This window comes from Tsukamurella serpentis, assembly GCF_054780975.1.
Genome location: NZ_BAAGVH010000002.1, coordinates 517,750 through 532,871 on the forward strand (window position 1 = coordinate 517,750; position 15,122 = coordinate 532,871).

General features: G+C 71.2%; 15 protein-coding genes. 6 read left to right on the forward strand and 9 right to left on the reverse strand.

Annotated elements, in window-relative coordinates:
* Window positions 1–3: 3 nt before the first annotated feature.
* Window positions 4–1,482, forward strand: a complete 1,479-nt coding sequence (locus ACYVHG_RS04870; protein ID WP_461166289.1) for a lytic transglycosylase domain-containing protein — start codon at window positions 4–6, stop codon at window positions 1,480–1,482.
* Between the two features lie 45 nt (window positions 1,483–1,527).
* On the forward strand, window positions 1,528–2,667 hold the full coding sequence (locus ACYVHG_RS04875; protein WP_461166290.1) for an Mrp/NBP35 family ATP-binding protein: 1,140 nt from the start codon (window positions 1,528–1,530) through the stop codon (window positions 2,665–2,667).
* Between the two features lies 1 nt (window position 2,668).
* Here ACYVHG_RS04875 and tatB read toward each other — a convergent pair whose 3' ends face one another.
* The 4 genes from tatB to sigE form a co-directional block, all read right to left on the reverse strand.
* Complete coding sequence (tatB, locus tag ACYVHG_RS04880) at window positions 2,669–3,151, reverse strand: Sec-independent protein translocase protein TatB (RefSeq protein WP_461166291.1); 483 nt, start codon at window positions 3,149–3,151, stop codon at window positions 2,669–2,671.
* Between the two features lie 28 nt (window positions 3,152–3,179).
* Window positions 3,180–4,676, reverse strand: a complete 1,497-nt coding sequence (locus ACYVHG_RS04885) for a S1C family serine protease (protein WP_461166292.1) — start codon at window positions 4,674–4,676, stop codon at window positions 3,180–3,182.
* A gap of 10 nt (window positions 4,677–4,686) precedes the next feature.
* A complete protein-coding gene (locus ACYVHG_RS04890) occupies window positions 4,687–5,064 on the reverse strand; it encodes a hypothetical protein (protein ID WP_461166293.1) in 378 nt (125 codons plus the stop codon).
* A 104-nt stretch (window positions 5,065–5,168) separates the two neighbouring features.
* Window positions 5,169–5,822, reverse strand: coding sequence for an RNA polymerase sigma factor SigE (sigE, locus tag ACYVHG_RS04895; RefSeq protein ID WP_461166294.1), 654 nt, complete (start codon window positions 5,820–5,822; stop codon window positions 5,169–5,171).
* A gap of 243 nt (window positions 5,823–6,065) precedes the next feature.
* On the opposite strand from sigE, the gene ACYVHG_RS04900 reads away from it, so the two are divergent.
* Window positions 6,066–6,725: an O-methyltransferase gene (locus ACYVHG_RS04900; RefSeq protein WP_461166295.1), complete on the forward strand. Its 660-nt coding sequence runs from the start codon at window positions 6,066–6,068 to the stop codon at window positions 6,723–6,725.
* A gap of 6 nt (window positions 6,726–6,731) precedes the next feature.
* On the opposite strand, the gene ACYVHG_RS04905 is transcribed toward ACYVHG_RS04900, so the two are convergent.
* Genes ACYVHG_RS04905 through rfbD form a run of 4 tightly spaced genes read right to left on the reverse strand, consistent with a single transcriptional unit; the run spans window position 6,732 to window position 10,473 of the window.
* Entirely contained in the window at window positions 6,732–7,523 is a 792-nt protein-coding gene (locus tag ACYVHG_RS04905; RefSeq protein WP_461166296.1) for an SGNH/GDSL hydrolase family protein, read from the reverse strand.
* A 14-nt stretch (window positions 7,524–7,537) separates the two neighbouring features.
* Entirely contained in the window at window positions 7,538–8,629 is a 1,092-nt protein-coding gene (gene manB / locus ACYVHG_RS04910) for a mannose-1-phosphate guanylyltransferase (protein ID WP_461166297.1), read from the reverse strand.
* Window positions 8,630–9,556: a glycosyltransferase family 2 protein gene (locus tag ACYVHG_RS04915; protein ID WP_461166298.1), complete on the reverse strand. Its 927-nt coding sequence runs from the start codon at window positions 9,554–9,556 to the stop codon at window positions 8,630–8,632. It abuts the gene before it with no gap.
* Window positions 9,526–10,473 carry a dTDP-4-dehydrorhamnose reductase gene (rfbD, locus tag ACYVHG_RS04920; RefSeq protein ID WP_461166299.1) on the reverse strand — a complete coding sequence of 316 codons (948 nt, stop codon included), beginning with the start codon at window positions 10,471–10,473 and terminating at the stop codon, window positions 9,526–9,528. The genes ACYVHG_RS04915 and rfbD overlap by 31 nt, the downstream gene beginning before the upstream one ends.
* A 139-nt stretch (window positions 10,474–10,612) precedes the next feature.
* On the opposite strand from rfbD, the gene ACYVHG_RS04925 reads away from it, so the two are divergent.
* The 3 genes from ACYVHG_RS04925 (at window position 10,613) to ACYVHG_RS04935 (ending at window position 13,798) form a co-directional block, all read left to right on the forward strand.
* Window positions 10,613–12,304, forward strand: a complete 1,692-nt coding sequence (locus ACYVHG_RS04925) for an LCP family protein (protein ID WP_461166300.1) — start codon at window positions 10,613–10,615, stop codon at window positions 12,302–12,304.
* Window positions 12,301–12,993 carry a TIGR03089 family protein gene (locus tag ACYVHG_RS04930; protein WP_461166926.1) on the forward strand — a complete coding sequence of 231 codons (693 nt, stop codon included), beginning with the start codon at window positions 12,301–12,303 and terminating at the stop codon, window positions 12,991–12,993. The genes ACYVHG_RS04925 and ACYVHG_RS04930 overlap by 4 nt, the downstream gene beginning before the upstream one ends.
* Window positions 12,994–13,507: 514 nt before the next feature.
* Entirely contained in the window at window positions 13,508–13,798 is a 291-nt protein-coding gene (locus ACYVHG_RS04935; RefSeq protein WP_461166301.1) for a transposase, read from the forward strand.
* Between the two features lie 137 nt (window positions 13,799–13,935).
* Here the strand turns inward: ACYVHG_RS04935 and ACYVHG_RS04940 are convergent, their stop codons facing one another.
* Entirely contained in the window at window positions 13,936–15,096 is a 1,161-nt protein-coding gene (locus ACYVHG_RS04940) for an acyl-CoA dehydrogenase (protein ID WP_461166302.1), read from the reverse strand.
* Window positions 15,097–15,122 lie beyond the last annotated feature (26 nt).

Consider the following 15,122-nt stretch of genomic DNA (forward strand, 5'->3'; position numbering starts at 1 on the left):
GACGTGCGAATCATCGGTGCCACCGCTGCCGCCACGGGCGCGGCCGCGCTGCTGCTCGGCGTCACCGGCGCCGACGGTGCGCCCGCCTCCGGTCCGGCACCCCACCCGCGCCCCACCGGCCCCGAGTTGGTGGCGCAGGCGGCGATCGGCGTGGCCGACCTGCGGCCGCCGGCACCGTCGGACGACCCGAGCGTGCCGGGTGCCCGGCCGGGCCGGCACGTGCCGATCGCGCCCCGCCCGGAGGCGGTGAAGGTCGCTCCGGGACCGCTGGGCATCCCCGGCGCCGCGTACGCCGCCTACAAGGCGGCCGCCGACCGGATGGCACTGGAGGCTCCCGCCTGCGGGATCGAGTGGAACCTGGTGGCGGCGATCGGCCGGATCGAGTCCGGGCACGCCGACGGTGGCAACGTCGACGCCCGCGGGCAGACCCTCACCCCGATCGAGGGGCCGGTGCTCGACGGCAGTCTGGCCGGCAACGCGGTGATCCGCGACGGCGCCGGTTTCGCCCGGGCCCTCGGACCGATGCAGTTCCTCAGCACCACCTGGAAGATGTTCGGCGGCGACAACAACGGTGACGGCACCCCGGATGTGAACAACCTGCGCGATGCCACCTACGGCGCCGCCCGCTACCTGTGTTCGAGCTCCTCCGGCCTGCAGCACGAGGCGAACCAGCGGGTGGCCGTGTTCGCCTACAACCAGTCGAACTCGTACGTCGACAACGTGGTCGCCTGGTCCAAGGCGTACCGCGACCGCGCGATCCCGGTCGGCGGGATCCCGGACATGAACGCCCCGGTGGCGCCACCCACCCGGCTGCCCAAGCCGTTGCCGCCGCCGAAGGTGGTGATCGTGCGCTGCCCGACCGACGGTGCGGTGACCGCGCCGCCAGCTCCCGGGTCGCCGCCGGGAGCGCCCGCCCTCATCGCACCGTCGGGCCCGGCCGGTCCGGGCGGTCCCGTGGCGCTGCCCGGTGCACCATCCGGCCCGCCGGCGCCGAGCGCCGTCGTCTCCGCACCGGGCGCACCCGGGTCACCCGCGGCAACCGTGCCCGGGTCACCGCCCGTACCCGGGTCACCGTCGGCGCCCGCGCCGGGCACCGCTTCGTCGCCGGTCCCGGCTACCTCCACTCCCCCGGCTCCCCCGGCCGGCGTGCGCGGACCGGCCGGTGCCGTCGCCCCGTCGAACCCGGGTCCGGCCCCGGTGACCGTGGTGGACTGCCCGAGTACGCCGGCTCCGCCCAGCCGTCCGGTACCGCCCCCGGCTCCCGGTCCGGTTCCGCCGCCCGGTCCGCCCCCCGCTCCGGCAGCAGGGGCTCCGATTCCGGCACCCGGGGCTCCGGCGCCCGGGACTGCCCTGCCCGGTGCGCCCAGCGCCGCACGGCCACCTGCCCCGGGCGGTCGCCCGGCACCGTCACAGGCACGGTCGGCGCCGCCGCGCGGCCCGGTCCCGCCGGTCTCGTCCACCCCGCCCCGTCCGCCCCGCTGAGCCGGATTCCTCCCCGAGCCCGCCGCGGATACGATGGGAGGCGATATGAGTGCGGTTACCGAAGACGCGATCCGGTCGGCTCTGGCCACCGTGAACGACCCCGAGATCGGCCGACCGATCACCGAGCTGGGGATGGTGAAGTCGGTCGCGGTGGCGGCCGATTCCTCGGTGGACGTGGGGGTGTACCTGACCACCTCGGGCTGTCCGATGCGCGAGCAGATCTCCGAGCGGGTGCGCACCGCGGTCGCCGACGTGCCCGGCGCCGGTGAGGTGCGCGTCGAGCTGGACGTGATGAACGACGAGCAGCGCACCGAACTGCGCAAGACCCTGCGCGGCGGCGACGGCGGCGAGCCGGTGATCCCGTTCGCCCAGCCCGGCTCACTGACCCGGGTGTACGCGGTGGCCTCCGGCAAGGGCGGCGTCGGTAAGAGCTCGGTGACGGTGAACCTGGCGGCCTCGCTCGCCGCCCGCGGACTGTCCGTGGGTGTGCTCGACGCCGACATCTACGGCCACTCGGTGCCGCGGATGATGGGCACCGACGCGCGCCCCACCCAGGTCGATTCGATGATCATGCCGCCGCAGGCGCACGGTGTGAAGGTGATCTCGGTGGCCATGTTCACCAGCGGGAACACCCCCGTGGTGTGGCGCGGGCCGATGCTGCACCGCGCGCTGCAGCAGTTCCTCGCGGACGTCTTCTGGGGCGATCTCGACGTGCTGCTGCTGGACCTTCCGCCCGGAACCGGCGATGTCGCGATCTCGATCGCGCAGCTCATCCCGGGTGCGGAGATCCTGGTGGTGACCACCCCGCAGACCGCGGCCGCCGAGGTGGCCGAGCGGGCCGGTGCGATCGCCCTGCAGACCCGTCAGCGGGTGGCCGGCGTGATCGAGAACATGGCTGGGCTGACACTCCCCGACGGCACGGTGATGGACGTCTTCGGGTCGGGCGGCGGTGAGCAGGTCGCAGCGCGGCTGACCCGCGCCGTCGGCGCCGACGTGCCGCTCCTCGGGCAGATCCCGCTGGATCCGCAGTTGCGGGAGGCCGGTGACGGCGGAGTGCCGGTGGTGCTCTCGGCGCCGCAATCGCCGACCGGTTCGGCGCTACGCGCGATCGCCGACAAGCTGGCGGTGCGCAAGCGGGGTCTGGCGGGCATGTCGCTGGGGATCGACACCACCCGGCACCTGTAGCTCAGGTGGCGTCGGGGTCGAACGGGGGTCGCTCTCCCGGCGCCAGGGGCTCGTGGATCCGGGGCATCGCCGGGGTCGGCCCGGACGGCACCTCCAGCGGCGCCGCCGGCGCAGCCGCGGCGGGCGAGGACGGCGTGGGCGCTCCGGCACCGGTCTGCAGGCCCAGGGAACCGGCGGTCGACCGAACCTGGTCGCTCATCTCCCGCAGCACGGTGTCGTCACCGCCGAGCAGGTGTTTGGTGACGATCGCGGTCGGCGTCATCCCGCGGAGGTTCTGGATCTGCTGCAGCGGCTCCCGGAGGGTCTCGAAATCGTCGCCCATCTCACTCTTGAGCTGGTTGGTGGCGCCGGTGGCGTAGTCGCGGACCTGGCGCAGCGCGGTGAAGAACCAGTTCACCGCTCCCGGTAGCCGCTCCGGCCCCAGGATCACCAGACCCACCACGACCAGCATGAGGATCTCCCCCATGCCGAGATTCGAGAACACCCCGTCATGCTACGGGAGTGCACCGGATTCAGCTCAAGGGCTCCGGCCGCACCTTGATCGGAACCTGGCGCCCGTCGCGGACCACCGTCACCGTGGTCTCCTTGCCGACTCCGACCGAGCGGATCGTGACGATCACATCGGCGGCTTCGGCGACCTCGGTATCGCCGACCTTGGTGATCACATCGCCTTCGCGGATCCCGGCCTTATCGGCGGCGCCGCCACGCTTGACGTTCTCCACCCGCACTCCGGAGGCGGTGTCGTTGCTCACCTCACGGCCGTTGATGCCGAGGTCGGCGTGCACCACCTTGTCGCCGCGGATGATCGACTCGGCGATCGGCCAGGCGACGTTGGAGGCGATGGCGAAGTTCAGCCCGATGGAGCCGCCGGCGGGCGCCAGCCCGAGAGTGTTCACACCGATCACACGGCCCTTGAGGTCGAGCAGCGGGCCACCGGAATTGCCCGGGTTGATCGCGGCGTCGGTCTGCACGGCGTCGAACGTGGCGGGCGGGCCGGGTCCGTCGGCCGGCCCCTGGACCGGCCGATGCGTCGCCGAGACCACCCCGGAGGTGACGGTGCGTCGCAGCCCCAGCGGGGAGCCGATGGCCACCACCGTCTGCCCCGGCGTCAGATCGCCCGAGTCGCCCCGGGCGACCTGCTGCAGGCCGTTCACCGCGACCTTGATCACCGCGACGTCGGTGAACGGGTCGGTGCCCACCAGCTGCGCCGGGGTGCGGGTTCCGTTCCAGAACACCACCTCGACCTTGGCGTCCTTGTTGTTCACGGCGGTCGCGACGACGTGGTTGTTGGTGAGGATGTAACCCCGGCCGGAGTCGATCACCGATCCGGAACCGGTCTCGCCCGAGGTGCGGGTGCGCACCTCGATGGTGACGATGCCGGCTCCGACCTTGGAGACCATGTCGGCGATCGCACCCTGGTCGGCGATCTTGGATTCGTCCACCGGAAGGGTGACGCGGGAGTCGGTGAGACGGGTGATCGTGGTTCCGGTGATCCGGCCGATCGCTCCGCCGAGCAGACCGATCACCAGTGCCAGCACGGCGAGCACCGCCAGCGCGCGGGTGGAGACCCGGCGGCCGAACAGCAGTTCACGCACACCGAGACGCTCCGGGTCGGGTTCGCGGACCGGCTCGGGCGGGGCCTCGACTCCGGGCGAGCCGAGCGCGGCGGCGCTGTCGGTATCGCGCCACGGGTCCTGCGGCGGCTGCTCCGGCTCCTGGTCGAGTGGGGCGGCGTAGGGGTCGCGTTGCAACGCCTCGGTGGCGCCGGCCGGGCGGGAGAAGGCCTCGGTGAGCACCGCATCGGGCTGTGCGGGCGCGGGCTGCGGCCGTCCGGAGCCGGCCCGGCGCAGGGAGTCCGGGGCGAAGGCCCCGTCGACACCGTCGGGGCGGCCGAAGACCACCTGCTCCCCCTCGGAGACCGAGGGCCGGTGCGTGGGCCGCGGGTCCAGCCGGTGCGGACGGGGGCCGTCCTGCCGGTGCTGGCGCGGGGCGTCGGGATCGGACGTCACGGATTCGAATCTACCGAGCGTTGCGCCGGCGGCCGCGCCTGCCACGCTCGTCGCGCGGCGACGATCCCGGGGTGAAGGTGGGGAATCCGTCGAACCCGGCGCCGCTGCGGCAGTCGGTGGGGATCTGGGAGAGCTGACCGAGCAATCGGTGCGGGACGGTGATCTCACCGGACTCGCGCAGGGCGGTCCGCACCTGCCGCTGCGCATCGACCTCGGCCGAGCACAGCGGGCAACTGGCGATGTGGTGGCCGGCGCGCAGGTGCGCATTCATCCGGAGCTCACCGTCGACGAAGGCGACCACGGCCTCGTAGGCGAGGTGCTCGGTGGACGAGAACTCGCCGGGCCGGCGGGAGAAGGCCCGCTTGATTCCACCGCTGAGGTGTTCCACGACGCTCCCTTCCTTCGATAGAGCCTGGCTACCGCCACAGTACCTGGATTCGCCGGTTCCACGGCCGAGCCCGCGACTCGGTGACGCCGCAACCCGCGGCGCGGTCAGTACGCGAAGGACGCGCTGCTGGTCAGGCCCTGATTCGCCAGGGCCTCGCGGATCGACTTGCGGCCGCGGTGGATGCGCGAGCGGACCGTCCCGAGCTTGACGCCGAGGGTCGCCGCGACCTCCTCGTAGGACAGGCCCTCGATATCGGCCAGGACCACTGCGGCGCGGAACTCCGGGGCCAGGGCGTCGAGTGCGGACTGCAACTGCGGGCCGAGGCTGGCGTCGACGTAGATCTGGCCCGGGTCCGGATCGCTGCTGGGGACCCGCTCGTAGTCCTCGGGCAGGGCCTCCATGCGGATGCGGTTACGGCGCCGGACCATGTCCAGGAACAGGTTGGTGGTGATGCGGTGCAGCCAGCCCTCGAAGGTGCCGGGCTCGTAGTTCTGCAGACTCCGGAAGACCCGGATGAAGGTGTCCTGGGTGAGGTCCTCTGCGTCCTGCGCATTACCGGAGAGCCGGTACGCGAGGCGGTAGACGCGGTCGGCGTGCTCGCGGACCAGTTCGTCCCAGGAGGGCATGTCGGCGTGGTCGCCCGATGCGTCGAAAGCGGCGGTACCCGCGGTATCGGCGCCGCGCTCGTCGTCGAACGTGGCGTACCGAGTTTCCGGCCGTGGGTCCGGCCGGGGTCCGGCCTTGCGGGCCAGGGCCATGCGCTCCTCCTCGTGCCCGCACGGATCGGCGGGCTCCTTACCTGGTGAGAACTCCCGGGGCACGTGGATTGTTCCCGGGAACACTCCCTCGCGCGGGGAGCCGAGTCTTCACTGACCGATACCCTCTCGCGGCCCGGTGTGGGAGTGCTGATTCCTCCCTGTGTGTTACCTGTGCATGTATCGCCTTAGCTAACAACCGGGTCACGACCGGGTTACCGGCAGCCGACCGGTTACCATTGCGGCGTGTCCAACGCTTCGCACGCCGCAGCATCCGCCCTCGTCACGTACGCCGAGAACGCCATCGTCGAGGACGAGGCGATGGCCTCGGCCCGCGAGCGCGCCGCCGACCTCGGGGTCGATGCGGTCTCGCCGTCGATCGGCGCGCTGCTGGCGGTGTTCGCCGCGGCCGGGGGCGCGCGATCGGTGGTGGAGGTCGGTACCGGCGCCGGAATCAGTGGCCTGTGGCTGCTGTCCGGGATGCGCCCCGACTCGGTGCTCACCACCATCGACTCCGAGCAGGAGTACCAGGCGGCGGCGAAGATCGGATTCCAGCAGGCGGGGGTGGCCACGAACCGGACCCGGCTGATCAACGGTCACGCGCTGGAGGTGCTGCCGCGGCTCGCGGACGCCTCCTACGATCTGATCTTCATCGACGGCGACCCGGTCGATCACCCGCGGTACGTGGTGGACGCGGTCCGGCTGCTGCGGCCCGGCGGGGTGGTGGTGGTCAACCTCGGCGACGCCGGGCACCGTGTCCCCGATCCGCAGGCGCACGACGACGAGGCCTTCGCCGCCCGCGAGGCCACCCGGATCATCGCCGCCGACGAGAACCTGCTGCCGGTGATCCTGCCGCTCGGCGGTGGCCTGGTGGCCGCGGCCAAGGGTTTCGCCGAGCCGGACTGACCGGGACTAACCTGCGGTGCGATCCTGCTCCACGCCGACGGGGCGCATCAGGGTGGGGTACTTCGGCGGCAGGCCGTCGCCGGTGGAGATGCCGCGGACCCGTCGGGAGACCCACGGGTAGGCGAACTCGCGACGCCAGCGGCGCTTGATCTCGCGGTCTTCGGCGGGGGTGATCACCGGCTCCGGACCGAGCTCGGGCACCTGCAGATCGTGCGGCACTCCGAGGACGTCGAGCACCTCGATCGCCATGCGCAGATGCCCCGCCTGCGACATGTGGATCCGGTCGAACTCCCACATCCGCAGGTCCCGGTACTGCTTGAGCCGCCAGTAGTCCAGCAGCACCAGACCGCGGTCGTCGGCGATCTCCCGCACCAGCTCGTTGTAGATCGCGAACCGCCCGCGCAGCGCCCCGAAGATGCCGCTGCCGTGGGTGTCGGCGGCCGTCCACACCATGACGGTGGCGCCGCTGTCGGCGAGCCGGCCGAGCATCGCGTCGTAGGCCTCGATCACCGCGTCCACATCCACGGTGGGGCGGATCAGGTCGTTCGCGCCCGCGTACACCGTCACCAGGTCGGGCTCCAGCGCCAGCGCGTCGTCGAGTTGTTCCGCGACGATCTGCTGCATCTTCTTGCCGCGGATCGCCAGGTTCGCGTAGCCGAACTCGGGCGACCGTGCGGCCATCACCTCGGCGACCCGGTCGGACCAGCCGCGGAACTCGTGCGTCCCGGTCGGATCGGGGTCGCCCACGCCCTCGGTGAACGAGTCGCCGATCGCCACGTACCGCTGGAATTCGCGCACTGTAGGGCCTCGTCTCAGACGTCCGTCGAGAACCGTACGCCACCGTCGGGCAGCTCCACCCCCGGCCAGACCCGGGCGCCGTGCAGCAGTTCGCACCGGGCGCCCACCGAGGCGCCGTCGCCGATCACGGCATCGCGCACCCGCGCCCGCGGCCCGATGTGCGCACCGAAACCGACGATCGAGCGTTCCACGAAGGCTCCCGCCTCGACGCGCACACCGTCGAAGATCACGGCGCCGTCGAGCCGGGCTCCGGCGCCGATCTCGGCACCCCGCCCGACGACGGTGCCGCCGATCACCAGCGCGCCGGGCGCCACGGACGCACCGGGGTGGATCAGGGCCTCGCCGCGCACCCCGTCCAGGGCGGCCGACGGTGCGATCCCGCGCACCAGGTCGGAGCTGCCGGCCACGAAGTCCTCGGGAGTGCCCATATCTCGCCAGTAGCCGTAGTCGACGTGCCCGTACAGCTTGCGGCCGCCGTTGAGCAGCGCGGGGAAGACCTCCCGCTCCACCGAGACCGGCCGGCCGGCCGGGATCTCCTCGATCACCGAGCGCTTGAACACGTAACAGCCGGCGTTGATCTGATCGGTGGGCGGATCCTGCGTCTTCTCCAGGAAGGCGGTGACCCGGCCGTCGGTATCGGTGGGCACGCAACCGAAGGCGCGCGGATCGGCCACCCGCACCAGGTGCATGGTGACGTCGGCGTCCTTGTCGCGGTGGGTCTGCACCACGGCGCGGATGTCGCTGCCGCCGAGCACGTCACCGTTGAACACCAGGACGTTCTCGGCGCGCAGTGCCGCGAGCACGTTGCGGATGCCGCCGCCGGTGCCCAGCGGCTCGGATTCGACCACGTACGACAGTTCCAGTCCCAGCTCGGAACCGTCGCCGAAGTACTCCTCGAAGACCTCCGCCTTGAACGAGGTGCCCAGCACCACCCGGCGGATGCCGGCGTCCCGGATCCGCGAGAGCAGGTGCGTCAGGAAGGGCTTCCCCGCGGTGGGGAGCATCGGCTTGGGCGCCGACAGGGTGAGCGGGCGAAGGCGTGTGCCCTTACCACCCACCAGGATCACGGCCTCCACATCGGTGAGGTCGGGTGCCTGCTCCGTCATCTACTCCTCTTCTCCGTTACGCCGGCGCGCCCGGACCGCTGCGAGCACGCTGATCCGTGAACGCACACCGAGACCCACCTTCATCGCCGCACGCAGCGGTGCGGCGAGCGGGCCGGGGTGCCGGTCGGCGAAGAACCGGTACGCCGATTCGTGGTGCGCCGGGAGCATCAGCTCGGGCACCTTCCCGGCCGCATGCCCCTTGGCGTGCGTGATCTGCGCGGTCGGGACGTAGACGTTGCGCCAGCCGGCCCGGGCCAGCCGGTCACCGAAGTCCACGTCCTCCATGTACATGAAGTAGCGGTCGTCGAAACCGCCGATCGACTCGAACGCCGCCGGGCGCACCAGCAGGCACGAGCCGCTGAGCCAGCCCGCCTCCCGCTCGGACAGGTCCGCTTCGGCCTGCTGGTAGGCCCGGGTCCACGGGTTCGACTTCCACACCGAACCGAGCAGCGCGTGCCCGATCCCGAACCCCATGCTCGGCACCCGCCGGGCCGACGGGTAGACGGTGCCGTCCGGATCGTGGATCAGCGGACCCAGCGAGCCGGCGTCGGGGTGCCGCTGCGCGGCCGCGAGCAACTCGTCGATGGAGCCGGGCCCGAAGACCACGTCGGGGTTGCTGATCAGCACGAACTCGGGTGCGCCGGGTCCGTCGAGGCCGAGCTGCGCCATCGCGAAGTTGATCGCCCCGCCGTAGCCCAGGTTCGCGCCGGTGCGCAGGAGTTCGGCCCGGGGATGAGCCTGCTCGGCGGCCTCGGGTGAACCGTCGACGCTGCCGTTGTCGGCCATCAGCACCCGGGGGGCGGGGCCGGAGTAGGCGGCGTCGAGGCTGCGCAGGAAGTTCTCGAGGTGCTCACCCGGCGAGTAGGTGACGGTGACCACGGCCACGGAGGCAGGTGTCACTGCGGTCGTCTCGTCGGCTGCGGGCACGCGGACAGGTTACCGGTCTGATCGCCGCACCCGGCCAGTGCCCGGTCCAGCGCGTCGCGCCAGTGCGGCAGCGGCGCCGGGCCCGCTGCTATCCAGGAGGCGGGTGAGAGCACCGAGTAGGCCGGGCGGGGTGCGGGCCGGGGGAACTCGGCGGAACTGCACGGTTCGACCCGCTGCGGATCGGCTCCGGTCCGCTCGAAAACGGCGCGGGCCAGCTCGAACCAGGTCGCTTCGCCGCCGCCGGTTGCGTGCAGCACCGCACCGGGGCGCTGCGGCTGCGCGGCGAGCAGCCCGACCAGGTCCAGCAGTCCGGCGGCGAGGTCCTCGGCGTAGGTCGGTGAGCCGCGCTGATCGTCGACCACCTTCGGGGCGACGCCCTGTTCGGCGAGCCGCCCCATGGTGCCGACGAAGTCACGGGCCCAGACCGGTTCGCCGTCGGGGCCGGTGGTGCGCCCGGTGTACACCCAGGCGGTGCGCACGACGACGGTGCGCGGGTCGGCCCGCCGGGTCAGCGCCTCCCCGAGCAGTTTGGTCCGGCCGTAGACGCCCGCCGGTGCAGTCGGGTCCGTGGGCTCCCACGGCCGCACCGGGTCGCCGGCCGGACCGAAGACGTAGTCGGTGGAGATGTGCACCAGCCGCGCGCCGGTGACCGCGCACCGTTCGGCGAGCAGTGCCGGGGCTGCGGCGTTGAGCTCCTCGGCGGCGCCGGGCTCGGACTCGGCCGCGTCCACGGCGGTGTGTGCCGCGCAGTTGATCAGCACCGACTGCGGGCTCAGATCGAGTGCGCCGACCTCCCCCGCGGACGTGACGTCGAGCGCATCCCGGCCCAGCGCCAGGACCTCGACGCCGCGGCCGCGAGCCTGCCTGACCAGCGCCGATCCCAGTTGCCCGGCGGCGCCGACGATCACCGTGTTCATCACCGCAACGGTACGTCAACGGCCGCGTCGGTGGGAGTTTCCCTGGTCCGGTCGGTACCGTTATGGGGATGTGATCGACCGGTCCGGCTCCCCCGGCCGGGCGGTCGCCTGCGAATCCTGTCCCGATAGAGGAGTGGTAGTGGCCGACAGCCCTAGTCCGCGCGGTGCGCGTCATTCCCGCAGCGGTGGCTCGACGCGCCGCAGCGTGCGCGCCGAGAACGAGGGTGGCGACGACGCCGGTACGAGCGCACGGTCGCGGCAGGTGCCGCGCGCCTCGGATCTGTCCGAGGCCACCCGTGAGCGCCTGCAGCGCAGCGGTAAGGCGGCGGTCGCACTGCTCACCGCGATGGTGCTGGTGGCGACCGGGGTGGCGTGGGTGTGGATCGCCCGCTTCTCCGACGATCTGGAGCGGATCGGCGGGCTCGATTCCCGCCCCGACGGTGCCACCGACATCCTGCTCGTGGGTACCGACTCCCGGACCGATGCCAAGGGCAATCCGCTGACCAAGCAGGAGCTGGCCCGGCTGAACGCGGGCGTCGACGACGGCACGCTCAACACCGACACCATCATCCTGGTCCGGATCCCGAACAACGGGAAGTCGGCGACGGCGATCTCGATCCCCCGTGACGCCTACGTGGCGATCCCGGATCAGGGCAAGGGCAAGATCAACTCGGCCTTCGCCGGTGCCGCGAACGTCACCCGCGACCAGGCCAAGGCGAACGGTGTTCCCGAGCAGGAGGCGGTGCAGAAGGGCAATGCCGAGGGCCGCAAGGCGCTGATCCAGACCGTCGCCGATCTCACCGGTGTCTCCGTGGACCGGTACGCCGAGATCGGACTGGTCGGCTTCTCCCGCCTGACCGATGCTGTCGGCGGTGTCGAGGTGTGTCTCAAGCGCCCGGTCAACGACGCCTTCTCCGGCGCCCGGTTCCGTTCCGGTAAGCAGACTCTCAAGGGACCGCAGGCGCTGAGCTTCGTGCGGCAGCGCCACGGCCTGCCCCGCGGTGACCTCGACCGGGTGACCCGACAGCAGGTGTTCATGGCCTCGCTCGCCGGAAAGGTGCTCTCCACCGGCACGCTCACCAGCCCGGCCAAGCTCAGCCAGTTGCAGAACGCGCTGACCTCCTCGGTGACCCTGGACAAGGATTGGGACGTGATGGGGTTCGCGAAGGAACTGGCGAACCTGTCGGCGGGCAATGTGAAGTTCTCCACCGTTCCGGTGGTCCGCGATGACGGCTGGAGCGATGACGGCACCCAGTCGGTGGTGGTGGTCGACCCCAAGCAGGTGCAGGCGTACGTGCGCGGCCTGCTCGGCGACAAGCCCGGCCAGCCCGAGACCAAGACCCAGCAACCGTCGTCGGCGCCGCCGGTCCCCCAGGTCAACCGGGCCGCGTACACCGTCGACGTGGTCAATGCCGGCTCCACCACCGGCTTGGCCGGCGGCGTCTCGACCTTCCTCAGCGGCAAGGGGTTCGCGCAGGGATCGAAGGGCAACGCCGCCTCGGTCGATGCCGGGCTGAGCGCGCAGAGCGCGGTACTGGCACCGTCGACCGGCGATCAGGGCGCGAAGGCGGTTGCCGCGCTGCTGGGCGGTCTGCCGGTGATCGCCACCACCTCGGTGCAGTCGGGGCACGTGAAGGTGGTGCTGCAGGACGGTTACTCGGGCCCGGGCGCCTCCGGCGGTTCCGACGGTGCGGTGGCCACCACCACGAGCTCCATCCCGCCGGGTATGACCGAGGCCCTCGATCCGAGCGAGGCGGCGCGGATCAGCTCGCTGCTCAACCGCCCGGGCTTCACCGCCCAGCAGGACGGGGGCGTGCCGTGCGTGGATTGACCGTGACCGACCGGCTGTTGGCGCCGATCGTGGCCACTGATCCGGCCGCGCCCCGGTTCACCTGGTACGACGACGCCACCGGCGCGCGGATGGGCCTGTCGGCGGTCACTCTGGGCAATTGGGCGGCGAAGTGCGGCAACCTGCTGCGCGATCAGTACGGCCTCGGCCCCGGCGATCAGGTCGGAGTGCTCCTGCCTGCGCATTGGCAGACCGCTGGAATCCTGTTCGGTGCCTGGTGGGCCGGCTGCGAGGTCCGGTTCGGTGAATCGGGTGCGGTCACCTTCTGCGCGCCGGAGCGGATCGACGAGGCCGACGGTGACGAGATCCTCGCGGTGGGCCTGAACGCCTTCGGCACCGCGGTGCCGGATCTGCCGGCCGGTGTCGACGATTACACCACCGAGGTGCGGGTGCACGCCGATGCCTTCTCCCCTGCCGGTGCCGGTATCGCTCTGGCCGGTGACAACCCGGAGATCGTGGCCGCCCGCTCGACGGCACTGGCGGCCTCCGCCGGGTACGCGGTGGGTGACCGGGTGCTCTCCACCCGCTCGTGGAGCACCGTCGACGATCTGTACGACGGTCTACTGGCACCTCTGGCGGCGCCCGCCTCGGTCATCCACGTCAGCAACGCCGATCCGGCGAAGCTCAGCGAGAAGTTCGAAACCGAGAAGGCCACCGCCCGGGTCGCGTGACCCCCACGATGCCGGCCTCGCCGCGTGGCTCGACGGCTTCGCCGCCGCCACCGCTCCCCTACCCGCTGACCCGACCGAGCGCGACTGGCTCCAACGGTCGAATGCAGCCCGCCGAGTGACGCTGCGACCAGATCGCTCTACCTCTGGCAAGTCGGCATGTCGGCCGCCTGGCGCGAAGTCCGATCCTCAGCCCTGACCACGCTGCCGGCGGAACTCGCCGGCGGGTGTACCGGTCTCCCGGTACGCGAGCATCTGCCGGAACAGGTCGATCGCTCGTTCGGCATCACACGCCTGTGTGTCGCTCAGGGAAAGGGTCTGTCGGGAACTTTGTGTAAGAGCCATGGCGTGTGGTCCCAGGTCTGAGCCTGGGACGGGAAGAAGATCACATTCATGAGCGAGCACAGTGAGCCGGCTTCGTCGGCTGAGATTTTGCCGGTGCCGGCGGCGCTGGATCTGTCTGCACTGGCCCAGCAGTTGGTGGCGGCGGCGTCGGATCAAGGGGTCGATCTGACCGGTGATCGTGGATGCATGCATCGTGTGCTGCGACGGCCTCAAGGGCCTACCTCACGCGATCGAAGCGACCTGGCCCCGCGCGACGGTGCAAACCTGTGTGGTGCATCTGGTGCGCAACAGTCTGCGGTACGCCTCGAAGAAGCACTGGGCGGAGATCAGCCGCGATCTCAAACGGATCTACCACAGCCCCACGGTCAATGCCGCAGAAGCCGAGCTCGACGACTTCACCGACAAGTGGGGCGAGAAGTACACCGCAGATCCGAGGCGAGAAGAGCAGCGAGCAGGTGCGTGAGCGGATCGAGAGCAGTGTGGGAACCGCCACCGAAACCTCACGCACTCTCGATCGCGAAGATGCACGAACGGGCAGCCGGCCGCCCCGCCGGGCGCCGTACCTGCCGTGGGTCGCGCGGCAGGGTGAGCGTGCGGCGCTCAGCGCAGCAGCTGGCGACTCATCACCAGACGCTGTACCTGGTTGGTGCCCTCGTAGATCTGGGTGATCTTGGCGTCGCGCATCATCCGCTCCACCGGGAAGTCGCGGGTGAACCCCGCGCCGCCGAGCAACTGCACCGCGTCGGTGGTCACATCCATCGCGACGTCGGAGGCGAAGCACTTCGAGGCCGAGCTGATGAAGCCCAGGTTCGGCTCGCCGCGCTCAGCCCGGGCGGCGGCGGTGTAGACCATCAGGCGCGCCGCTTCCAGGCGCATCGCCATCTCGGCGACCATGAACTGCACACCCTGGAACTCGGCGATCGACTTGCCGAACTGCTTGCGATCCTTGATGTACTCGATCGCCACGTCCAGGGCACCCTGCGCGATGCCCACGGCCTGCGCACCGATCGTCGGACGGGTGTGGTCCAGCGTCTGCAGCGCGGTCTTGAAACCGGTGCCCTCGGCGCCGATCATCCGCATCGCCGGGATGCGGCAGTCCTCGAAGGCCAGTTCGGCGGTGGGACTGCCCTTGATGCCCAGCTTGTGCTCGTAACCGGTCACCGAGAAGCCCGGATCGTCCTTGTGCACGATGAACGAGCTGATGCCGTTGGGGCCGTGATCGGGATCGGTCACCGCCATCACCGTGTACCAGGTGGACTTGCCGCCGTTGGTGATCCAGCACTTGGTGCCGTTGAGCACCCACTCGTCACCGTCCCGGCGGGCGCGGGTGCGCATGGACGCGGCGTCGGAGCCGGCCTCCCGCTCGGACAGGGCGTAGGAGGCCATCGCCTCACCGCTGGCCAGAGTCGGCAGCACCAGTTGCTTGAGCTCCTCGGAGCCGTTGAGGATCAGCCCCATGGTGCCGAGCTTGTTGACGGCCGGGATCAGCGAGGAACTGCCGCAGACCCGGGCCACCTCCTCGATCACGATGCAGGTAGCAACCGAATCAGCACCCTGGCCGCCGTACTGCTCGGGCACGTGAATGGCGTTGAATCCACTGTTGACCAGGGCGTCGAGCGCCTCCTGCGGGAAACGCTCCTGCTCGTCGACGTCCTTGGCGTGCGGCGCGATGTCACGCTCGGCGAGCGCCCGGATGGCGGAGCGCAGTTCCTGGTGCTCCTCGGGGAGCTGGAACAGGTCGAAGTCGGGGTTGCCTGCCATTGACGGCCTCCATCAGCGTTCAGCGT

Coding starts and splice junctions, on each gene's coding strand:
- ACYVHG_RS04875 (WP_461166290.1), top strand. CDS start 1,528: ATGAGTGCGGTTACCGAAGACGCGATCCGGTCGGCTCTGGCCACCGTG.
- sigE (WP_461166294.1), bottom strand. CDS start 5,822: ATGGCCCTGGCCCGCAAGGCCGGACCCCGGCCGGACCCACGGCCGGAA.
- manB (WP_461166297.1), bottom strand. CDS start 8,629: ATGACGGAGCAGGCACCCGACCTCACCGATGTGGAGGCCGTGATCCTG.
- rfbD (WP_461166299.1), bottom strand. CDS start 10,473: ATGAACACGGTGATCGTCGGCGCCGCCGGGCAACTGGGATCGGCGCTG.
- ACYVHG_RS04940 (WP_461166302.1), bottom strand. CDS start 15,096: ATGGCAGGCAACCCCGACTTCGACCTGTTCCAGCTCCCCGAGGAGCAC.